Genomic DNA, 19,764 nt, shown 5'->3' on the forward strand with positions numbered 1-19,764 from the left:
AATGCGAATATTTGTTTACGGCAGTTTACGAACCAAGCAAGGCAACAGCCACTGGATGACCAACGCCCAGTTGCTGGGAAATTACACAATCGAAAACTACCAGTTGTACAGTCTGGGCCACTATCCAGGCGCGGTTCCGGGGAACGGAACGGTACAGGGTGAGGTTTATCGTATTGATAATGCTACGCTGGCCGAACTTGATGCCTTGCGCACCAGGGGCGGTGAATACGCTCGCCAGTTGATCCAGACGCCTTACGGCAGTGCATGGATGTATGTGTACCAACGTTCGGTCGACGGGTTAACGCTGATTGAAAGCGGTAACTGGTTAGACAGAGACCAGTTCTGAAAAACGACAGCGCCACCGTAAGGTGGCGTTATCGTTTTGCGCCTCTTGCTGATTGTAGGCCCGTGCAAGCGTAGCGCCGCCGGGCGCATCGAAAGGCACAAAAAAGCCCCGACGCGCGGGGCTTAGTATCAGCAGTAAGAATTACTTCTTAGCAGCACGCTCGAAAGAGGCGATGATTTCTGCTTTCGCCGCTTCTGCGTTATCCCAGCCTTCAACTTTAACCCATTTGCCTTTTTCGAGATCTTTGTAGTGCTCGAAGAAGTGGGCGATCTGCGCTTTCAGCAGCTCTGGCAGGTCGTTCACATCTTTAATGTGATCGTACTCTTTGCTCAGCTTGGTGTGCGGTACGGCAACCAGTTTCGCATCTTCACCCGCTTCGTCAGTCATTTTCAGCACGCCAACAGGACGGCAGCGAATGACGGAGCCTGGCTGCAATGGGTATGGCGTTGGGACCAGTACGTCAACCGGATCACCGTCCAGAGACAGAGTGTGGTTGATGTAGCCGTAGTTGCACGGATAGAACATGGCGGTAGACATGAAACGGTCAACGAACAGCGCACCGGTGTCTTTGTCGATTTCGTATTTGATTGGATCTGCGTTGGCCGGGATTTCGATCACAACGTAGATGTCTTCTGGCAGTTCTTTACCCGCAGGGACGTTGAGTAAGCTCATGTCGGTGTCCTTTAAAATGGATGGTAAACAAGTGGCAGGTATTATAGCCAACTGGCGCTGAAAGTCTTCGCCTGTTTTCGTCTTATCTCCCTCGCGCTTTCACTTTTCAGACCGTTTCCATGACAGGATAATCCATAAACTCAGCCGCATTTTAAATGTGGAAATGAAAGCGATTACAAACTTGTGATTAACGTTTTATTCACTTTTCTGAAGTGTGATGTAACGCAATCCGTAACATATTCCATTGGCTATAGTTCATCCGCAGAACATCTTTTAACCAACAATAACCTACCCTACGAGGACGTTCATATGTGGAAGCGCTTACTTCTTGTTACAGCAGTTTCGGCAGCCATGTCGTCTATGGCGATGGCCGCACCGTTAACCGTTGGATTTTCGCAGGTCGGATCTGAATCCGGCTGGCGCGCCGCTGAAACGAACGTGGCGAAAAGTGAGGCCGAAAAGCGCGGTATTACCCTGAAAATCGCCGATGGTCAGCAAAAGCAAGAGAATCAGATTAAAGCGGTGCGCTCTTTTATCGCTCAGGGCGTGGATGCCATCTTTATCGCCCCGGTTGTTGCCACGGGCTGGGAGCCGGTGCTGAAGGAAGCTAAAGAGGCTGAAATTCCTGTGTTCCTGCTCGACCGTTCCATCGACGTAAAAGACAAATCTCTCTATATGACCACCGTCACCGCCGATAACGTGCTGGAAGGCAAATTGATTGGTGACTGGCTGGTGAAGCAGGTGGATGGCAAGCCGTGTAACGTGGTTGAGTTGCAGGGCACCGTCGGGGCGAGCGTGGCTATCGACCGTAAGAAAGGTTTCGCGGAGGCCATCGCCAAAGCACCAAACATCAAGATCATCCGTTCTCAGTCCGGCGACTTCACCCGCAGCAAGGGTAAAGAGGTCATGGAAAGCTTCATCAAGGCAGAAAATAACGGCAAAAATATCTGCATGGTTTACGCCCACAACGACGACATGGTGATCGGCGCCATCCAGGCCATCAAAGAAGCGGGCCTGAAGCCGGGCAAAGATATTCTCACCGGCTCGATCGACGGCGTACCGGACATCTACAAAGCGATGATTGACGGCGAAGCGAACGCCAGCGTGGAGCTGACGCCGAACATGGCGGGCCCGGCATTCGATGCGCTGGAGAAATTCAAGAAAGACGGCACCCAGCCTGAGAAGTTGACCATCACCAAATCCACGCTCTACCTGCCGGACACGGCGAAAGAAGAGTTAGAGAAGAAGAAAAATATGGGCTACTAAGCTCAGCCCCCCTCACCCTAGCCCTCTCCCCGGAGGGGAGAGGGAAAAGGGCAGTTTGGGCAGAAAATTAAAGACTGGCACGAATAATCCCCTCTCCCCTCCGGGGAGAGGGTCAGGGTGAGGGGAAACCATGACCACCGAACAACACCAGGAAATCCTCCGCACAGAGGGCCTGAGTAAATTTTTCCCTGGCGTTAAGGCGCTGGATAACGTTGATTTCAGCCTGCGGCGGGGGGAGATCATGGCGTTGCTCGGCGAAAACGGGGCGGGGAAGTCGACGCTGATCAAAACCCTGACCGGGGTCTATCACGCCGATCGCGGCGCTATCTGGCTGGAAGGTAATGCTATTTCGCCCAAAAACACCGCGCATGCGCAGCAACTGGGGATCGGCACGGTCTACCAGGAAGTGAACCTGCTGCCAAACATGTCGGTAGCGGATAACCTGTTTATTGGCCGCGAGCCCAGACGTTTTGGCCTGCTGCGCCGTAAAGAGATGGAAGCGCGCGCCGCGAAGCTGATGGAATCGTATGGCTTCTCTCTCGACGTGCGCGAACCGCTGAACCGTTTTTCCGTGGCGATGCAGCAGATCGTGGCGATCTGTCGCGCTATCGATCTCTCGGCGAAAGTGCTGATCCTTGATGAACCCACCGCCAGCCTCGATACCCAGGAAGTGGAGATGCTTTTTACCCTGATGCGCCAGCTGCGCGATCAGGGCGTGAGCCTGATCTTTGTTACGCACTTCCTCGATCAGGTTTACGAGGTGAGCGACCGTATTACGGTGCTGCGCAACGGCGGCTTTGTCGGCTGCCGGGAAACCCGCGAGCTGCCGCAGATTGAGCTGGTCAAAATGATGCTGGGCCGCGAGCTGGAGACCAACGCACTCCAGCGTGCGGGCCGCACGCTGCTGAGCGAAAAACCGATCGCCGCGTTTCACGATTACGGCAAAAAAGGGACCATCGCGCCGTTTAACCTCGAGGTACGCCCCGGTGAAATTGTGGGTCTGGCAGGGCTGTTAGGCTCCGGGCGCACCGAAACCGCCGAAGTGATCTTCGGGATCAAACCTGCCGACAGCGGAACGGCGCTGATCAAAGGCAAACCGCAAACGCTACGTTCACCGCATCAGGCGTCGTGCCTCGGCGTGGGCTTCTGCCCGGAGGACAGAAAAACGGACGGGATTATTGCCGCCGCCTCGGTGCGGGAAAACATCATTCTGGCGCTACAGGCCCAGCGCGGCTGGCTGCGTCCTATCCCTAAGCGCGAGCAGAACGCGATTGCCGAGCGCTTCATCCGCCAGCTCGGTATCCGTACCCCGAGCGCGGAACAGCCCATCGAGTTCCTTTCGGGCGGTAATCAGCAGAAGGTGTTGCTCTCGCGCTGGCTGCTGACCAAACCGCAGTTCCTGATCCTCGACGAGCCCACGCGCGGTATCGACGTGGGCGCGCATGCCGAAATCATCCGGCTTATCGAAACGCTGTGCGCCGACGGTCTGGCGCTGCTGGTGATCTCGTCTGAGCTGGAGGAGCTGGTTGGCTATGCCGATCGCGTCATCATCATGCGCGATCGCAGGCAGGTGGCAGAGATCCCGCTGGATAAACTGTCGGTTCCGGCGATCATGAATGCCATCGCGGCGTAAGGAGTCATATGTGATGTCCCGTTCTCTTTCGCAAACTGGCGAAGCGAAGCGCCGCTTCAGCTGGCCGACCGGCACGCCGCAAATCGTGGCGCTGCTGCTGGTGCTGCTGGTGGATAGCCTGGTGGCTCCGCATTTCTTCCAGATCGTCGTGCAGGATGGCCGCCTGTTTGGTAGCCCGATCGACATCTTAAACCGTGCCGCGCCCGTGGCGCTGCTGGCGATTGGCATGACGCTGGTGATTGCCACCGGCGGGATTGACCTCTCCGTCGGTGCGGTAATGGCGATTGCGGGCGCCACCGCCGCCTCGATGACCGTTGCCGGGCACAGCCTGCCGGTGGTTCTGCTGGCCGCGCTGGGCTCCGGTGTATTAGCCGGGCTGTGGAACGGCATTCTGGTCGCGGTGCTCAAGATCCAGCCGTTTGTCGCGACGTTGATTTTGATGGTGGCCGGGCGCGGTGTGGCGCAGCTTATCACCTCCGGTCAAATCGTCACCTTTACCTCCCCGAATCTTGCGTGGATCGGCAGCGGTAATTTTCTGTTCTTCCCGACCCCGGTAATCGTCGCGCTCGTGACGCTGGTGGTGTTCTGGCTTTTCACCCGCAAAACGGCGCTCGGGATGTTCATCGAAGCGGTGGGAATTAACATTCGGGCCGCGAAAAACGCCGGGGTAAATACACGGCTGATGGTGATGCTGACCTACGTGCTGAGCGGCGTCTGTGCTGCGATTGCCGGGGTGATTGTGGCGGCCGACATTCGCGGGGCGGATGCCAACAACGCCGGACTCTGGCTGGAGCTTGATGCGATCCTCGCGGTGGTTATCGGCGGTGGGTCGCTGATGGGCGGACGTTTTAATCTGCTGCTCTCGGTGGTGGGGGCGTTAATTATTCAGGGTATGAATACCGGTATTTTGCTCTCCGGGTTCCAGCCGGAGCTTAATCAGGTCGTCAAAGCGGTCGTGGTGCTTATCGTACTTATCGTGCAGTCGCCGCGCTTTATCACTCTCATTAAGGGGTTCCGCGGTCATGATAAAACGTAATTTGCCGTTAATGATCACGCTGGGCGTGTTCGTGCCGGGATACCTTTACTGCCTGACCCAGTTCCCGGGCTTCGCCTCCACGCGGGTGATTTGCAACATCCTGACCGACAACGCCTTTTTAGGCATTATCGCCGTCGGCATGACGTTTGTGATCCTCTCCGGCGGGATCGATCTCTCCGTTGGGTCGGTGATCGCCTTTACCGGCGTGTTCCTTGCCAAGGCGATTGGCTTTTGGGGTATTTCGCCGCTGCTGGCGTTTCCGCTGGTGCTGGTCATGGGCTGCGCGTTCGGCGCCTTTATGGGGCTTTTGATCGACGCGCTGAAAATACCGGCGTTTATCATCACCCTCGCCGGGATGTTCTTCCTGCGCGGCGTGAGCTATCTGGTGTCGGAGGAGTCAATTCCGATTAACCATCCGATCTACGACACGCTTTCCAGCCTGGCGTGGAAAATCCCCGGCGGGGGGCGCCTGAGCGCAATGGGGCTGCTGATGCTGGGCGTGGTGGTGATCGGGATCTTCCTCGCCCACCGTACCCGGTTTGGTAACCAGGTTTATGCCATTGGCGGCAGCGCCACGTCCGCGAACCTGATGGGGATTTCCACGCGCAGCACCACCATCCGCATCTACATGCTTTCGACCGGCCTTGCCACGCTCGCGGGGATTGTGTTTTCGGTATACACCCAGGCAGGCTATGCCCTGGCGGGGGTGGGCGTTGAGCTTGACGCCATTGCCTCGGTGGTGATTGGCGGTACGCTGCTCAGCGGCGGGGTAGGGACGGTGCTCGGTACGCTGTTTGGCGTGGCGATCCAGGGGCTGATTCAGACCTACATCAACTTCGACGGCACGCTCAGCTCCTGGTGGACCAAAATCGCCATCGGTATTCTGCTGTTTATTTTTATCGCGCTCCAGCGCGGCCTGACGGTGCTGTGGGAGAACCGCCAGAGCTCGCCTGTTACCCGTGTGAATACATCTTTAACAGGGCGATAACATGCTGAAATTGCTTAAACTCTAAACATTTTCCGGTAGCGGTCGATACTCTTTTTTTATGCCCAGAAATATCTCGCTACCGGAAATAACATCATGCTTAAAACGCTATCGATTCGTACCGGCTTGCTCTCTTTACTGGCCGTTATGACCCTTCTGCTGCTGATTGTCAGCGGCATTGGCATTTATGCCCTTACGCAAAGTTCCGCTTCTCTCCAGCGCATCAATCATCTTCAGGGTGAACAGATGGTGCAGCTGAATGCCGGCTATACGCTGATCCTGCGCGCGCGTAACGAAGCGGGACAGGCCGTCCGCATGATGGAGGTCGGCCTGCTGGACGATGCGGCCAGGGCGGTCAAAACCATTAACCAGGAAGTGGCGCTGGCACAGAAAACGCTGAAGGGCGTGATCGGCGGCGGCGTGGCGGATGAGCAGGGGCAAAAGCTGCTGGATAACGTCGCCTCAAGCCTGGCGGTGTACAACCAGCAGGGTATCAGCCCGATGCTGAAAGCCCTGAACGAGCAAAGTGCGGACGGCTATTACGATCTGCTGGAAAGCAAGCTGGTCCCGGTGGCGAAGCAGTTTGATAACGATATGCAGGCGTTCCAGACATGGAGCGAGGCGCGCGGCAAAGCGGAGGTGAGCGCCGTGCAGGCGAGTAAAACCCGTGTGCTGATCCTGATTATCGTCGCGGCGCTGCTGACGGCAGGCATTATCGTGCTGGCCTGGCTGGTGCTGCGCCATATGCTGCTCAAGCCGCTTTCAGCCTCAATTGCCCAGCTGGAGCACGTAGCGGCCGGGGATTTAACCCACACCCTGAACGCGCCGGCGAGCCAGGAATTTAATCGCCTCAACGCGGTCATCGAAGAGATGCGCCAGTCGCTGATGAATTCCGTTCTGCGGGTGCGTGACGCCAGCTCGCAGATTGATACCGGCAGCCGCGAGCTGGCGGCAGGGAACCTGAACCTGGCCCAGCGCACGGAATCCACCGCCACCTCGCTGGAGCAGACGGCCGCCAGCATGGAAGAGATCACCGCCACGGTGAAACTTAACGCCGATAACGCCGGGCAGGCGCACCAGCTGGCGCAGTCGGTCTCCGATACCGCCGATCGCGGCAGCGAAATGGTCTGCTACGTCATTGAGAAGATGCGCGACATCGCCGGCAGCTCGGCGCGCATCGCCGATATCCTGAGCGTCATCGACGGCATTGCCTTCCAGACCAATATTCTGGCGCTGAACGCCTCCGTGGAAGCGGCGCGCGCGGGCGAGCAGGGACGGGGTTTTGCGGTCGTGGCGGGTGAGGTGCGCAATCTCGCCAGCCGCAGTGCCGATGCGGCGAAAGAGATCCGCTCGCTTATCAGCGATTCGCAAACCCACGTGAACGAGGGCAGCGAACTGGCGCAACAGGCCGGTGAGACGATGGACGAGATCGCTACCGAAGTGCTGCGTATGACCAAACTGATGCGAGAAATTGCGACGGCGTCTCAGGAGCAGAGCCGCGGTATTGAGCAGGTTAACATTGCCGTCAATCAGATGGATGAAACGGCGCAACAAAACGCGGCGCTGGTTCAGCAATCCTCTGCGGCAACGCGTTCCCTGGAGGAACAATCGCGCGAGCTGATGGAGGCGATGGCATCCTTCAAACTGACGGCGCAAACGGCATGATAAAAATAGGGGAGCCTGTCGGGCTCCCCTATTTACGCGTTACGCGTCCGGGAATTCGCGGATCATGCGTTCAACGTCTTCCACCATGTGGTCGTTGCCGACAAAGAACGAACGGCGCTGGTGCAGGCTTTCCGGCACGATATCCAGAATACGCTCTTTACCGTCACTCGCTTTGCCGCCTGCCTGTTCGGCCAGGAATGCCATCGGGTTGCACTCGTACAGCAGACGCAGTTTTCCGTCCGGGTGGCTGGCGGTGCTTGGGTAGAGGTAAATACCGCCCTTCAGCAGGTTACGGTGGAAATCCGCCACCAGCGAGCCGATATAGCGCGAGGTGTACGGGCGCTGGGTGGCTTTATCCTCTTCCTGGCAGAATTTGATGTACTTCTTCACGCCATTCGGGAATCGGATGTAGTTGCCTTCGTTGATGGAGTAGGTATTGCCCTTCTCCGGGAAGCGCATGCGCTCCTGGCTCAGACAGAAAACGCCCAGCGACGGATCGTAGGTAAAGGCGTGCACGCCGCAGCCGGTGGTGTACACCAGCATGGTGGATGAGCCATACACCACGTAACCGGCAGCAACCTGCTTGCTGCCCGGCTGCAGGAAGTCTTCTTCCGTCACCGGTGTGCCAACCGGGGTGACGCGACGGTAGATGGAGAAAATGGTACCGACAGAAACGTTAACGTCGATGTTGGAGGAGCCGTCCAGCGGATCCATCAGAACAACGTATTTTGCGTGTTCACACCCTTCGAATACGACGATCTCATCTTCTTCTTCAGAGGCGATACCCGCAACGATGTCGCGCGCGCGCAGTGCTGCTTTCAGTTTTTCATTGGCGAACAGGTCGAGTTTCTGCTGAACCTCACCCTGAACGTTCTCGGCACCGCTGGCACCCAGGATATCGACCAGACCGGCCTTGTTGATATCGCGGTGGATGATCTTAGCGCCCAGCTTTATTGCCGACAGCAAAGCAGTGAGCTCACCCGTAGCATGAGAGAACTCGTGCTGCTTTTCGACAATAAATTCACCTAACGTTTTCATAACACTTTCCCTGCATCTTATGTTGAGTAAAGCGGTTGATGTCCAACAATCTTAACAAACATTCAAATATTAGCGCAGAGGTGAATCGCGCCAGCAAAATACGGATTTACCTGAAATGCGTTTCACAGCCGCTGACATGTGAGTAAAATGTGCGCCACATTGAAGAAGGATAGTGACGTATGCGCATTCATATATTGGGGATTTGTGGCACTTTCATGGGCGGACTGGCAATGCTGGCGCGCTCGCTGGGCCATGAAGTGACAGGTTCGGACGCCAATGTGTATCCGCCGATGAGCACGCTGCTGGAGAAGCAGGGGATTTCTCTGATTCAGGGATATGACGCCAGCCAGCTCGAGCCGCAGCCGGATCTGGTGATCGTTGGTAACGCCATGACCCGTGGGAATCCATGCGTTGAAGCGGTGCTGGAACGCAATATCCCGTACATGTCTGGCCCGCAGTGGCTGCATGACTTTGTCCTGCGCGACCGCTGGGTTGTCGCCGTTGCCGGGACGCACGGCAAAACCACCACCGCCGGTATGGCGACCTGGATCCTCGAAGCCTGCGGCTACAAGCCGGGGTTCGTGATCGGCGGCGTGCCGGGGAATTTCGACGTCTCCGCGCGTCTGGGCGACAGCCCGTTCTTTGTGATTGAAGCGGATGAATACGACTGCGCATTCTTCGACAAGCGCTCCAAGTTCGTGCATTACTGCCCACGCACGCTGATCCTCAACAACCTTGAGTTCGATCACGCGGATATCTTTGACGACCTGAAAGCGATTCAGAAACAGTTCCACCATCTGGTGCGCATTGTTCCGGGTCAGGGCCGCATTATCCTGCCGGAGAACGACATCAACCTGAAGCAGACTATGGCGATGGGGTGCTGGAGCGAGCAGGAGCTGGTTGGCGAGCAGGGGCACTGGCAGGCGAAAAAGCTCAACGCGGATGCTTCCGAATGGGAAGTGCTGCTCGACGGCGAAAAAGTGGGCGAAGTGAAGTGGGGCCTGGTGGGCGAGCACAATATGCACAACGGCCTGATGGCGATCGCCGCGGCGCGTCACGTGGGCGTACTGCCTGCGGATGCCGCCAATGCGCTGGGTTCGTTCATTAACGCCCGCCGCCGTCTGGAGCTGCGTGGTGAAGCGAATGGCGTGACGGTGTACGACGATTTCGCGCACCACCCAACCGCCATTCTGGCGACGCTTGCCGCATTGCGTGGCAAAGTTGGCGGCACCGCGCGCATTCTGGCCGTGCTGGAACCGCGTTCGAACACCATGAAAATGGGGATATGCAAAGACGATCTCGCGCCGTCCTTAGGGCGTGCCGACGAGGTCTTCCTCCTGCAACCGCAGCATATTCCGTGGCAGGTGGCCGAAGTGGCCGACGCCTGCATTCAGCCAGCGCACTGGAGTGCGGACGTGGATGTCTTAGCGGATATGGTGGTGAAAGCCGCACAGCCTGGCGATCACATTCTAGTGATGAGCAACGGCGGGTTTGGTGGGATCCATCAGAAGCTGCTGGACGGTCTGGCGAAGAAAGCCGCGGCCGCAGAGTAAAAAAAGGCCCGGTGGCGTTAGCGCTTCCCGGGCCTACATTATCTCTTCTCCCTCTCCCCTTTGGAGAGAGGGCTGGGGTGAGGGGTTTACTCTTCGTTCTCAGACAGCTCGCGCAGATACTGGAAAATCAGACGCGCAGACTTCGGCGGCTTATTCCCTTCTTTCTCTTTCTTCGCGTTACGGATCAAAGAACGCAGCTGCTGGCGGTCGGCATTCGGCCACAGGTTCAGCACTTCAGGTACCGCGTCATCACCTTGCTCGATCAGACGGTCGCGGATCTGCTCCAGCTTATGGAACAGCGCAACCTGCTGGTTGTGGCGGTTCTTAAGTTTATCCAGCGCCTGACGGATCGGCTCAACATCGCGCTGACGCAGCAGTTTCCCGATAAGCTGAAGCTGGCGGCGACGCCCTTCTTTCTTGATTTTCTGTGCCAGTTCAATGGCATCACGCAGATCCTGGTCGAGCGGGATCTTATCCAGCGCGTTCTTACCCAGTTCTACCATTTCTGCGCCAAGCTGTTTTAACTCTTCGGCGTCACGTTTAATTTCACTTTTACTGACCCAGATGATCTCATCATCTTCGTCTTCGATGTCATCACCGGGAACGTCGTCGAGCCAGTCTTCGGGCTGCTTAGTCATGTCAGGCTCCTTAAAAAAAGAGGCTAATGTTACCAGTTAAGACGCGCACTGAAAAACGGTTCTCTGTTAGACTTCACTTAACTCTCTCTTACAGTATGGCATTTGCGATGAAAGTAACCTCACAAGTTGAAGCGCAGCGTAAGATCCTGGAAGAAGCCGTCTCCACCGCGCTGATGCTCGCTTCAGGTAAATCAGATGGCGCCGAAGTGGCGGTCAGCAAAACCACCGGTATTAGCGTGAGCACCCGCTATGGCGAAGTGGAGAATGTAGAATTTAACAGCGATGGCGCGCTGGGGATCACGGTGTATCACCAGAATCGCAAAGGCAGCGCGTCGTCTACCGATCTCAGCCCGGATGCCATCGCCCGTACAGTGCAGGCGGCGCTGGATATCGCGCGGTACACCTCCCCGGATCCTTACGCTGGCGTGGCTGATAAAGAGCTGCTGGCGTTTGACGCGCTGGATCTCGATCTGTTCCATCCGGCGGAAGTGACCCCGGATGAGGCCATTGAGCTGGCCTCGCGCGCCGAGCAGGCCTCTTTGCAGGCTGACAAACGCATCACCAATACCGAAGGCGGCAGCTTTAACAGCCACTACGGCATCAAAGTGTTTGGTAACTCCCATGGCATGTTGCAGGGGTACTGCTCAACCCGCCACTCGCTTTCCAGCTGCGTGATCGCCGAAGAGAACGGCGATATGGAGCGTGATTACGCGTATACCATTGGCCGCGCGCTGGGGGATTTGCAGTCTCCGGAGTGGGTGGGAAAAGAGTGCGCCGAACGTACGCTGTCACGCCTCTCGCCGCGTAAACTCTCTACCATGAAAGCCCCGGTCATTTTTGCCAACGAAGTGGCAACCGGTCTGTTTGGTCATCTGGTGGGGGCGATTGCGGGTGGTTCGGTGTACCGTAAATCGACCTTTCTGCTCGACTCGCTGGGCAAGCAGATCCTGCCGGAATGGCTGACCATCGAAGAGCACCCGCACCTGCTGAAAGGGCTGGCCTCCACGCCGTTCGACAGCGAAGGCGTGCGCACGGAGCGCCGGGATATCGTTAAAGACGGCATTCTGACCCAGTGGCTGCTGACCAACTACTCCGCGCGTAAGCTGGGGCTGAAAAGCACCGGGCACGCGGGCGGCATTCATAACTGGCGCATTGCCGGGCAGGGCCTGAATTTTGAACAGATGCTGAAAGAGATGGGCACCGGTCTGGTGGTCACCGAGCTGATGGGGCAGGGCGTGAGCGGTATCACCGGCGACTACTCTCGCGGCGCAGCGGGCTTCTGGGTGGAAAACGGTGAAATTCAGTATCCGGTGAGCGAAATCACCATCGCCGGCAACCTCAAGGACATGTGGCGCAATATTGTTACGGTCGGTAACGATATTGAAACACGCAGCAATATTCAGTGTGGTTCTGTATTACTGCCGGAGATGAAAATCGCCGGGCAATAATCCCCGTAAAAGCGTGATTTATAATAAAAAAGGAAGTGAGCAATGCGTAAACACCTGTTAGCGATCGTCGCGGCTTCAACGCTGGTTCTTGGTTCATCTGCGTTTGCTGCCGATCTTGAAGACAACATGGACATCCTCAGTCAAAACCTGAAGGTGGTGCAGAAAACCGACGATGCGGCGGAGATGAAAGACGCACTGACCAAAATGCGTGAAGCGGCGCTGGATGCGCAAAAAGCGACGCCGCCGAAGCTGGAAAGCAAAGCGGCGGACAGCGCCGAGATGAAAGACTACCGCCACGGTTTTGACGTGCTGGTCGGCCAGATCGACGGCGCGCTGAAGCTGGCTAACGAAGGCAAAGTGAAGGAAGCCCAGGCGGCAGCCGACCAGTTTGCGGCGACCCGCAACGCGTATCACAAAAAGTATCGTTGATAGTCTGGATGAGCGGGGCGCGTTAAGCATCCCCGCTCACACTCTTCTCCCTCCCCATAAGAAAACCTTATCCACGTCACATTTCTACGAGCCTGCTCGTAATCTTTTCCACTCCGCTTACCTGTTTAGTGCCGCGTAATAGCGTGATATTCATCACGTAAATCCAGCGATTAATCCAGATTCACCGCATTTATGTGGCACAGATCACTGCCGCGGCTCGCCTTTCCACTTCGAAGTGGAAAACAACTCGCTACAAACAACGCCCCCTCGACGTTAGTTTTATTCCAGAGCCATTAACGGGGTAAGACGAGTGATTAACGGAGCGGTAATGAACGACGTTGGGGAACAGGCGGTGCAAACAGAACAGCTCGCGAACACCATGCTTCAGCAGGTCTACGCCCTGCTGGCCCGGCACAACATCATCCCCAACGCGGTACAGGAGCAGATGCTGACCTCCCACGTTCGCGCAATGGCGCACCGGTCTGTGACCGGCGAGCCGCTGCCGGAGGTTGAAGCAGAGCTGTTCGACGAAATTTCACCAGATTCAATGCAACTTGCCCGTGAAGTGGTAGCGCAGTTTGGCAATCTTCCTGATGAAGAAGCCTGGCTGCTCTCCGTTCACTTCGAAGTCGCGAAAGACAACCTTTAAGGAGCAACACATGGAACAGATTACAGTCGTGATTGGCGATCGCCTGGGTAAAGGTCAGAAAGTGGCTGCGGGTGTGGAAAAAGCCGGCGGACGCGCGGTTGTCGTACCGGGCATGGCAGCGGATATGAAGCTCGGTGACGTGATGAAAGCAGAAAACGCCACCTTCGGGATCTCGTTCTGCGGCAGCGGCGGCGCGGGTGCCATCACCGCCCAGACCAAATACGGCTACAAGGCCAAATACGGCATGCGCTCCGTGGATGAGGGGGTGACCGCTATCAACGAAGGCTGCAACGTGCTGGGCTTTGGCTTTATGGATAAAGAAGAGCTGGGCGAGCGTCTGGTACAGGCGTGGCAGAAGAAATACGGCGCGTAAGCATGAAAGAACAGTTCACGACCACGGTGAGAGTGAAGGGGAAGGGCGATGCCAAAGCGCGCGCCTTTGCCGACGCCCTCAACCACGTACAGGCCGCGGTGATGAAAGCCTCACCGCATATCTTACTGCGTATTGAGCCACAGGATGTGCAGGTTGTTCAGGCGCAAGAAGCGGTGCGAAAAGAAGCGTTTTTGTTCTTCTTTCTGCGTCGGGAAAGACGCACCTACAGCGTGGAGCTGGATGTGACCGTCAACGTGACCGCCATCAATCTCGACCAGGTGGATTTCGTCACGCAACGCTGATTATTCATAAAAGGGCAGACTGATGTTCTTAATTATATTAATAAAATCGCTCATCATTGGCGGCCTGGTTGGCGTCGGTGTTGGAGCCGGGGCTGCACGCATGTTTCATGCGCCTACCACTCAGGGTATGGGCGCGTTTCGTACATTGGGGGAACTGAACTCCTGTGAAGGGGATCCGGCGTCCCACTTCTCCTTTGGGTTAGGTTTCTTCTTTAACGCCTGGGCCTCTTCCGTGGCCGCAGGTGCCTTCACACAGGACGTTGACCACCGCATCATCCCGAACTGGGGTGCTGCTGCACTGATGATCAAAAACCGTAACGTCGGTGAAACGCTGCATGACCCGCGCAAAATGGCGATTGCCTGCGGCATTATCGGCATGATTGTCGTGACCTTCCTTAACCTGACCGCCTCCTCCGTTCCGGCTGCGCTTCAGGTCACCGCCGTGAAGGTGCTGGTGCCTGCCGCGAACCTGCTGGTCAACACCGTGATGCCGGTGATCTTCTGGCTGGCAGCCATCGACGCGGGTAAAAAATCGGGCTTCTGGGCCACCATCTTTGGCGGCGCAGCGCAGCTGATCATGGGTAACGCCGTGCCGGGTCTGGTGCTGGGGATCCTGATCGGTAAAGGCGTGGAAGAGAGCGGCTGGAACCACGTCACCAAAGTGATGATGGCGGCGATCGTCCTGCTGTTTGTGCTGAGCGGCTTCTTCCGCGGCTTCGACATGAAGATGATCGAATCCTTCCATCTGACCGTGCCGAACTGGCTCGACATGATCCACAACTCGCTCAGCGGTAAATAACAGGAGCCTCTAAATGGAACAGAATAAAGGTTTTTGGTATGCCGACTGGTCGTTCCCGATCTTCGTTGGCCTGCTCTCCTCCGGCGTCTTCGCCGGGACGCACATGTACTACCTCTACGGTATCGGCGCGTTTAACGAAGTGGCCTTCGTGGCGATGCTGAAAGCGGGAATCGATACCGGCGTTTACGGCGCGGTGGCGGCGTTCGGCGCAAGCTTCCTGTTCGCCCGTATCATCGAAGGGTCGCTGGTCGGGATTCTCGACATCGGCGGGGCGATCCAGACCGGCGTGGGCCTCGGCGTACCGGCGCTGCTGCTGGGCGCGGGGATCATGTTCCCGGTGACCAACTTTATTGCCTCGCTGATTACCGGCCTGGTGATTGGTCTGGCGATTGGCTACGTCATCATCCTGGCGCGTAAGTTCACCATCAACCAGAGTAACTCCACCTACGGTGCAGACGTGATGATGGGCGCGGGTAACGCCTCCGGCCGCTTCCTCGGGCCGTTGATTATCCTCAGCGCCATGACCGCCTCCATTCCAATCGGCGTCGGTTCCCTGGTGGGCGCGCTGCTGTTCTACATCTGGCAGAAGCCGATTACCGGTGGCGCCATCCTCGGCGCAATGATTTTGGGCTGGCTGTTCCCGGTCGCCCTTTAATACCTGCGGGCGCTTCGGTGCCCGCCTTATCAGGAGAACCCCATGTTTGATCTACTCCTGCGCCGTGCGCGCCTCGCCGACGATACCCTGACCGATATCGCCATTCAGGACGGGAAGATCGCCGCGACAGGCCAAATTGACGCTCCCGCTCGTAAAACGGTTGAGCTTAACGGTGTCGTGTTCGTCAGCGCGGGCTGGATTGACTCCCACGTCCACTGCTACCCGAACTCCCCAATTTACCACGACGAGCCGGACAGCGTGGGCATTGCCACCGGCGTCACCACCGTGGTGGACGCGGGCAGTACCGGGGCCGACGACGTGGATGATTTTTACGCCATCACCCGCAAAGCATCCACCGAGGTGTTTGCCCTGCTGAACATCTCCCGCGTGGGGCTGATTGCCCAGAACGAGCTGGCCAATATGGCCAATATTGATGCTGATGCGGTGAAGCAGGCGGTGACGCGCTACCCGGATTTTATCGTCGGCCTGAAGGCGCGCATGAGCAGCAGCGTGGTCGGTGAAAACGGCATTACCCCGCTGGAGCGCGCGAAAGCGATTCAAAAAGAGAATGGCGACCTGCCGCTGATGGTGCACATCGGCAACAACCCGCCGAACCTCGATGAGATTGCCGAACTGCTGAGCTCCGGCGACATCATCACCCACTGCTACAACGGCAAGCCTAACCGCATTCTGACGCCCTCCGGCGAGCTGCGCGCCTCCATCACCTCCGCCCTGAAGCGCGGCGTGCGCCTGGACGTCGGTCACGGCACGGCGAGCTTCAGCTTTGAAGTGGCGAAGCGCGCCATCGCGATGGGCATTCTGCCGCACACCATCAGCTCGGATATCTACTGCCGCAACCGCATCAACGGCCCGGTCGGCTCGCTGGCCAGCGTGATGTCGAAATTCCTCGCCATCGGCATGTCATTGCCGCAGGTGATTGACTGCGTCACCGCCAACGCCGCAGACGGCCTGCGCCTGACGCGCAAAGGCCGCATTCAGCCTGGTCTCGACGCTGATCTGACGCTGTTCACCCTCAAACGCCAGCCGACGGTGCTGACGGATGCTGAAAACGACAGCCTGCAGGCTGAACACATTCTGGTGCCGCTTGCCGCGATCCGCGCGGGCAAGGGCTACATGACCGAACAAGGGAGCACGGAACATGCCTTCGATTTATGAGAAGTACAACTTAAAGCAGGTTATCAACACCTCTGGCCGCATGACGGCGCTGGGTGTCTCCACGCCGCGCCCGGAAGTGGTGCAGGCGGCGATGGACGGCATGAATCACTATTTCGAGATAAAGGATCTGGTCAATAAAACCGGCGAATACATCGCGAAGTTGCTGGAGGTGGAAGGCGCAACGGTGGTCTCCTGCGCGTCAGCGGGCATTGCCCAGTCCGTGGCGGCGGTACTGGTGAAAGACAGCGACTGGCTGCTGGAAAACCTGCACGTCACACCGATTGAGAACAACGAGATCGTCCTGCCGAAAGGCCACAACGTTAACTTTGGCGCGCCGGTAGGCACCATGGTAGCGCTGGGTGGCGGCAGGCTGGTGGAAGCGGGCTACGCCAACGAATGCTCTGCCGATCAGCTGGCGGCGGCGATCACCCCGCGTACAGCGGCTATCCTCTACATTAAATCGCACCACTGCGTACAGAAAAGCATGCTCAGCGTCGAGCAGGCGGCGGTCGTGGCGCGTAAACACGATCTGCCGCTGATCGTTGACGCCGCGGCGGAAGAAGATCTGCATACCTATTACCGATCCGGCGCCGATCTGGTGATCTACAGCGGCGCGAAGGCGATTGAAGGGCCAACCAGCGGCCTGGTGATCGGCAAAACCCAGTACGTTGAGTGGGTGAAGCGCCAGACGGCGGGCATTGGCCGCGCGATGAAGGTGGGCAAAGAGGGCATTCTTGGCCTGACCTGCGCCATCGAACACTACCTGACGGCCACTAGGGAGAGCGGGGCCGAGATGGTGGCGAAGATGACGCCGTTTATTGACGCGCTCAACACCCTGAACGGCGTCACCGCCCGCGTGGTCTGGGACAGCGCGGGTCGCGATATCGCGCGCACCGAGATTAAGTTTGACGAAGCGACCACCGGCGTCGGCACCGGTGAACTGGTGAACGCGCTCAAGCAGGGCGAATACGCCGTTTACTTCCGTGGCTACAAGGCCAACGAAGGGATTATCGAAGCGGATGTGCGCAGCGTGAATGCTGACCAGCTAAACATCGTGTACCGCCGTATTAGCGAAGTATTAGGACAGGAGAAAAAAGCATGAAACTGACCCCCAACTTTTACCGTGACCGCGTCTGCCTGAACGTGCTGGCAGGATCGAAAGCCAACGCCAGCGCCATTTACGAGGCGGCGGAAGGTCATGTGCTGGTGGGCGTGCTCTCCAAAAATTACCCCGACGTGGCGAGCGCCGTCGCGGATATGCGCGAGTACGCGGCACTGATTGATAACGCGCTCTCTGTGGGGCTGGGCGCAGGCGATCCGAACCAGTCGGCGATGGTGAGTGAAATCTCCCGCCAGGTACAGCCGCAGCACGTCAATCAGGTCTTTACCGGCGTGGCCGCCAGCCGCGCGCTGCTGGGGCAGAATGAGTCGGTGGTCAATGGCCTGGTCTCCCCGACCGGCACCGTCGGCATGGTTAAAATTTCCACCGGCCCGCTGAGCAGCAACGCGCCGGACGGCATTGTGCCGGTGGAAACCGCGATTGCTCTGCTGAAAGATTTCGGCGGCAGCTCAATCAAGTACTTCCCGATGGGCGGCCTCAAGTGCCGTGACGAGTATAAAGCGGTGGCGGAAGCCTGCGCCCGTCACGACTTCTGGCTGGAGCCGACCGGGGGAATCGATCTGGAGAACTTTGAGGAGATCCTGCAGATCGCCCTGGACGCGGGCGTGAGCAAAATCATCCCGCATATCTACAGCTCGATTATCGACAAAGCCAGCGGCGACACGCGTCCGGAAGATGTGCGTACGCTGCTGGAGATGACGAAGAAGCTGGTGAAGTAGAACCTGCCCCTCACCCCAGCCCTCTCCCCAAAGGGGAGAGGGTGTAATCGTCCCCTCTCCCCTTTGGGAAGAGGGTTAGGGTGAGGGGAAACACACCGCACACACCCGAAGGAGCCACCATGCACACCCGTACCCTGCTTGTCGCTTCACTCTCAATGCTCGCCACCGCCGCTGTCGCCCAGACGCAATACGCCTGGGTGGGTACCTATAATCCCAACGGCGAAGGGCTGTACCGTTTTACCGTCGACCCGCAAACCGGCGCGCTCGATAACAAAACGCTGGTGAGCCAACTCCCGAACGCTGCGCAGCTTACCGTCTCGCACGACGGCAAAACGCTCTACCTGGCAAGCGAGGTGGAGCAGGGCGTGGTGCAGGCGTTGCGAATAGGCGATAACGGCGCGCTGAGCGAGCTGAATCAGGTGGCCTCCGGCGGCGCGGGGCCGGTGTATCTTTCCCTGACGCCGAACGGCAAACATTTGCTGGTGGCGAACTACGTCAGCGGATCGATCGCGGTGCTGCCCGTTAACGCAGACGGCAGCCTGGGCGATGCTACGGACACCCATCAGGACAAAGGCGAACCGGGCGCGGCAAAGCCGGAAGCTGCCGTCGAGGGCAGTTTCGCCATCAGCGATCATAACGGCCCTCACGCGCACATGATCGCCGCCGATCCGAGCGGGAAATACGTTTTTTCCACCGATCTGGGGCTGGATCGCATCTATCAGTACCGTTTTGACGATCAGACCGGAAAGCTGACCCCGAACGATCCGCCGTTTATCAGCGCCTCCTCAAAAGGAGCCGGGCCGCGCCACTTCGTCTTTACGCCGAAAGGTGATGCCCTGTGGCTGATTAACGAAGAGGCATCTACGCTCACCCATTATGCGCTGGACAGCAACGGCAGGCTGAAAGAGGGTAAAACGGTTTCAGCCTTGCCGGACGGTTATAAAGGCACCAGTTTTGCCGCCGGGCTGGCGCTAAGCGCCGACGGGAAACAGCTGTATGTCGCTAACCGTTTGCATAACAGCATCGGGCACTTTACCGTAACGGCGGAGGGCACGCTGACACATCAGGACGATGTCTGGACGCGGGGCGACTATCCGCGCACCCTGACGCTTGATAAGCAGGGGCGATGGCTGTACGTCATGAACCAGCGCAGCGACAACATTACCCGTTTCCGCGTGGCGCCGGACGGCAAGCTGAGCGCCGAGCCAGACTATACCCCGGTCGGCAGCCCATCCCAGATGGTCATTTCACCCTGAGCAGTA

At 57.8% G+C, this 19,764-nt stretch carries 21 protein-coding genes; 18 read left to right on the forward strand and 3 right to left on the reverse strand.

What is annotated here, in order from left to right; genetic code table 11:
- Window position 1: 1 nt before the first annotated feature.
- The gene (locus ACQG2Q_RS02355; protein ID WP_045307822.1) at window positions 2-346 is read left to right on the forward strand and encodes a gamma-glutamylcyclotransferase family protein; all 345 of its coding nucleotides are present in this window, start codon (window positions 2-4) and stop codon (window positions 344-346) included.
- A 141-nt stretch (window positions 347-487) separates the two neighbouring features.
- Here ACQG2Q_RS02355 and ppa read toward each other — a convergent pair whose 3' ends face one another.
- Window positions 488-1,018, reverse strand: coding sequence for an inorganic diphosphatase (ppa, locus tag ACQG2Q_RS02360; protein ID WP_006810347.1), 531 nt, complete (start codon window positions 1,016-1,018; stop codon window positions 488-490).
- Between the two features lie 309 nt (window positions 1,019-1,327).
- Here ppa and ytfQ point away from each other — a divergent pair, with 309 nt between their 5' ends.
- From ytfQ to ACQG2Q_RS02385, 5 genes are all read left to right on the forward strand, one after another.
- Window positions 1,328-2,284 carry a galactofuranose ABC transporter substrate-binding protein YtfQ gene (ytfQ, locus tag ACQG2Q_RS02365; RefSeq protein ID WP_022646853.1) on the forward strand — a complete coding sequence of 319 codons (957 nt, stop codon included), beginning with the start codon at window positions 1,328-1,330 and terminating at the stop codon, window positions 2,282-2,284.
- A gap of 130 nt (window positions 2,285-2,414) precedes the next feature.
- Window positions 2,415-3,917, forward strand: coding sequence for a galactofuranose ABC transporter, ATP-binding protein YtfR (gene ytfR, locus ACQG2Q_RS02370; protein ID WP_022646854.1), 1,503 nt, complete (start codon window positions 2,415-2,417; stop codon window positions 3,915-3,917).
- A 10-nt stretch (window positions 3,918-3,927) separates the two neighbouring features.
- Complete coding sequence (gene ytfT / locus ACQG2Q_RS02375) at window positions 3,928-4,953, forward strand: galactofuranose ABC transporter, ATP-binding protein YtfT (RefSeq protein WP_161496795.1); 1,026 nt, start codon at window positions 3,928-3,930, stop codon at window positions 4,951-4,953.
- A complete protein-coding gene (yjfF, locus tag ACQG2Q_RS02380) occupies window positions 4,940-5,941 on the forward strand; it encodes a galactofuranose ABC transporter, permease protein YjfF (RefSeq protein WP_426759056.1) in 1,002 nt (333 codons plus the stop codon). The genes ytfT and yjfF overlap by 14 nt, the downstream gene beginning before the upstream one ends.
- Window positions 5,942-6,034: 93 nt before the next feature.
- Window positions 6,035-7,603: a methyl-accepting chemotaxis protein gene (locus ACQG2Q_RS02385; protein WP_063849836.1), complete on the forward strand. Its 1,569-nt coding sequence runs from the start codon at window positions 6,035-6,037 to the stop codon at window positions 7,601-7,603.
- Between the two features lie 39 nt (window positions 7,604-7,642).
- Here ACQG2Q_RS02385 and fbp read toward each other — a convergent pair whose 3' ends face one another.
- Window positions 7,643-8,641 (reverse strand): class 1 fructose-bisphosphatase, encoded by a 999-nt coding sequence (fbp, locus tag ACQG2Q_RS02390; protein ID WP_022646858.1) that lies wholly within the window; start codon window positions 8,639-8,641, stop codon window positions 7,643-7,645.
- Between the two features lie 179 nt (window positions 8,642-8,820).
- Here fbp and mpl point away from each other — a divergent pair, with 179 nt between their 5' ends.
- A complete protein-coding gene (gene mpl / locus ACQG2Q_RS02395; RefSeq protein WP_022646859.1) occupies window positions 8,821-10,194 on the forward strand; it encodes a UDP-N-acetylmuramate:L-alanyl-gamma-D-glutamyl-meso-diaminopimelate ligase in 1,374 nt (457 codons plus the stop codon).
- A gap of 86 nt (window positions 10,195-10,280) precedes the next feature.
- On the opposite strand, the gene yjgA is transcribed toward mpl, so the two are convergent.
- Complete coding sequence (gene yjgA / locus ACQG2Q_RS02400; RefSeq protein WP_003856072.1) at window positions 10,281-10,832, reverse strand: ribosome biogenesis factor YjgA; 552 nt, start codon at window positions 10,830-10,832, stop codon at window positions 10,281-10,283.
- Between the two features lie 95 nt (window positions 10,833-10,927).
- Between yjgA and pmbA the strand changes: the two genes are divergently transcribed.
- The 11 genes from pmbA to ACQG2Q_RS02455 all read left to right on the forward strand — a co-directional run bounded on the left by pmbA (window position 10,928) and on the right by ACQG2Q_RS02455 (window position 19,758).
- Window positions 10,928-12,280 carry a metalloprotease PmbA gene (pmbA, locus tag ACQG2Q_RS02405; protein WP_063849837.1) on the forward strand — a complete coding sequence of 451 codons (1,353 nt, stop codon included), beginning with the start codon at window positions 10,928-10,930 and terminating at the stop codon, window positions 12,278-12,280.
- Between the two features lie 42 nt (window positions 12,281-12,322).
- The gene (gene cybC, locus ACQG2Q_RS02410; RefSeq protein ID WP_022646861.1) at window positions 12,323-12,709 is read left to right on the forward strand and encodes a cytochrome b562; all 387 of its coding nucleotides are present in this window, start codon (window positions 12,323-12,325) and stop codon (window positions 12,707-12,709) included.
- Between the two features lie 310 nt (window positions 12,710-13,019).
- Window positions 13,020-13,358, forward strand: a complete 339-nt coding sequence (locus ACQG2Q_RS02415) for a PRD domain-containing protein (protein WP_026080657.1) — start codon at window positions 13,020-13,022, stop codon at window positions 13,356-13,358.
- Window positions 13,359-13,368: 10 nt separating this feature from the next.
- Complete coding sequence (locus tag ACQG2Q_RS02420) at window positions 13,369-13,731, forward strand: SFCGS family glycine-rich protein (protein ID WP_006810339.1); 363 nt, start codon at window positions 13,369-13,371, stop codon at window positions 13,729-13,731.
- Window positions 13,732-13,733: 2 nt separating this feature from the next.
- On the forward strand, window positions 13,734-14,033 hold the full coding sequence (locus tag ACQG2Q_RS02425) for a DUF4312 family protein (protein ID WP_006810338.1): 300 nt from the start codon (window positions 13,734-13,736) through the stop codon (window positions 14,031-14,033).
- Between the two features lie 22 nt (window positions 14,034-14,055).
- On the forward strand, window positions 14,056-14,832 hold the full coding sequence (locus tag ACQG2Q_RS02430) for a DUF4311 domain-containing protein (protein ID WP_006810337.1): 777 nt from the start codon (window positions 14,056-14,058) through the stop codon (window positions 14,830-14,832).
- Window positions 14,833-14,845: 13 nt separating this feature from the next.
- Window positions 14,846-15,487, forward strand: a complete 642-nt coding sequence (locus ACQG2Q_RS02435; protein ID WP_003856081.1) for a DUF4310 family protein — start codon at window positions 14,846-14,848, stop codon at window positions 15,485-15,487.
- Between the two features lie 42 nt (window positions 15,488-15,529).
- Window positions 15,530-16,663, forward strand: coding sequence for an amidohydrolase/deacetylase family metallohydrolase (locus tag ACQG2Q_RS02440; RefSeq protein WP_022646862.1), 1,134 nt, complete (start codon window positions 15,530-15,532; stop codon window positions 16,661-16,663).
- Window positions 16,647-17,765, forward strand: coding sequence for a DgaE family pyridoxal phosphate-dependent ammonia lyase (locus ACQG2Q_RS02445; RefSeq protein WP_063849838.1), 1,119 nt, complete (start codon window positions 16,647-16,649; stop codon window positions 17,763-17,765). Before ACQG2Q_RS02440 ends, ACQG2Q_RS02445 begins: the two co-directional genes overlap by 17 nt.
- On the forward strand, window positions 17,762-18,502 hold the full coding sequence (dagF, locus tag ACQG2Q_RS02450) for a 2-dehydro-3-deoxy-phosphogluconate aldolase (RefSeq protein WP_023299185.1): 741 nt from the start codon (window positions 17,762-17,764) through the stop codon (window positions 18,500-18,502). The genes ACQG2Q_RS02445 and dagF overlap by 4 nt, the downstream gene beginning before the upstream one ends.
- A 119-nt stretch (window positions 18,503-18,621) precedes the next feature.
- On the forward strand, window positions 18,622-19,758 hold the full coding sequence (locus ACQG2Q_RS02455; protein WP_063849839.1) for a lactonase family protein: 1,137 nt from the start codon (window positions 18,622-18,624) through the stop codon (window positions 19,756-19,758).
- Window positions 19,759-19,764 lie beyond the last annotated feature (6 nt).

The sequence above is a fragment of the Enterobacter cloacae complex sp. 370H10 genome, from assembly GCF_050031535.1.
Taxonomy (GTDB): domain Bacteria; phylum Pseudomonadota; class Gammaproteobacteria; order Enterobacterales; family Enterobacteriaceae; genus Enterobacter; species Enterobacter intestinihominis.

Excerpts from the sequence above, each read along its gene's own strand:
- ytfR (WP_022646854.1), top strand. The coding sequence starts at position 2,415 with ATGACCACCGAACAACACCAGGAAATCCTCCGCACAGAGGGCCTGAGT.
- ACQG2Q_RS02455 (WP_063849839.1), top strand. The coding sequence starts at position 18,622 with ATGCACACCCGTACCCTGCTTGTCGCTTCACTCTCAATGCTCGCCACC.
- ACQG2Q_RS02430 (WP_006810337.1), top strand. The coding sequence starts at position 14,056 with ATGTTCTTAATTATATTAATAAAATCGCTCATCATTGGCGGCCTGGTT.
- ACQG2Q_RS02385 (WP_063849836.1), top strand. The coding sequence starts at position 6,035 with ATGCTTAAAACGCTATCGATTCGTACCGGCTTGCTCTCTTTACTGGCC.
- yjfF (WP_426759056.1), top strand. The coding sequence starts at position 4,940 with ATGATAAAACGTAATTTGCCGTTAATGATCACGCTGGGCGTGTTCGTG.
- ACQG2Q_RS02435 (WP_003856081.1), top strand. The coding sequence starts at position 14,846 with ATGGAACAGAATAAAGGTTTTTGGTATGCCGACTGGTCGTTCCCGATC.
- dagF (WP_023299185.1), top strand. The coding sequence starts at position 17,762 with ATGAAACTGACCCCCAACTTTTACCGTGACCGCGTCTGCCTGAACGTG.
- yjgA (WP_003856072.1), bottom strand. The coding sequence starts at position 10,832 with ATGACTAAGCAGCCCGAAGACTGGCTCGACGACGTTCCCGGTGATGAC.
- ACQG2Q_RS02445 (WP_063849838.1), top strand. The coding sequence starts at position 16,647 with ATGCCTTCGATTTATGAGAAGTACAACTTAAAGCAGGTTATCAACACC.
- ytfQ (WP_022646853.1), top strand. The coding sequence starts at position 1,328 with ATGTGGAAGCGCTTACTTCTTGTTACAGCAGTTTCGGCAGCCATGTCG.
- pmbA (WP_063849837.1), top strand. The coding sequence starts at position 10,928 with ATGGCATTTGCGATGAAAGTAACCTCACAAGTTGAAGCGCAGCGTAAG.
- ACQG2Q_RS02425 (WP_006810338.1), top strand. The coding sequence starts at position 13,734 with ATGAAAGAACAGTTCACGACCACGGTGAGAGTGAAGGGGAAGGGCGAT.
- ppa (WP_006810347.1), bottom strand. The coding sequence starts at position 1,018 with ATGAGCTTACTCAACGTCCCTGCGGGTAAAGAACTGCCAGAAGACATC.
- ACQG2Q_RS02440 (WP_022646862.1), top strand. The coding sequence starts at position 15,530 with ATGTTTGATCTACTCCTGCGCCGTGCGCGCCTCGCCGACGATACCCTG.
- fbp (WP_022646858.1), bottom strand. The coding sequence starts at position 8,641 with ATGAAAACGTTAGGTGAATTTATTGTCGAAAAGCAGCACGAGTTCTCT.
- ACQG2Q_RS02355 (WP_045307822.1), top strand. The coding sequence starts at position 2 with ATGCGAATATTTGTTTACGGCAGTTTACGAACCAAGCAAGGCAACAGC.
- ACQG2Q_RS02420 (WP_006810339.1), top strand. The coding sequence starts at position 13,369 with ATGGAACAGATTACAGTCGTGATTGGCGATCGCCTGGGTAAAGGTCAG.
- mpl (WP_022646859.1), top strand. The coding sequence starts at position 8,821 with ATGCGCATTCATATATTGGGGATTTGTGGCACTTTCATGGGCGGACTG.
- cybC (WP_022646861.1), top strand. The coding sequence starts at position 12,323 with ATGCGTAAACACCTGTTAGCGATCGTCGCGGCTTCAACGCTGGTTCTT.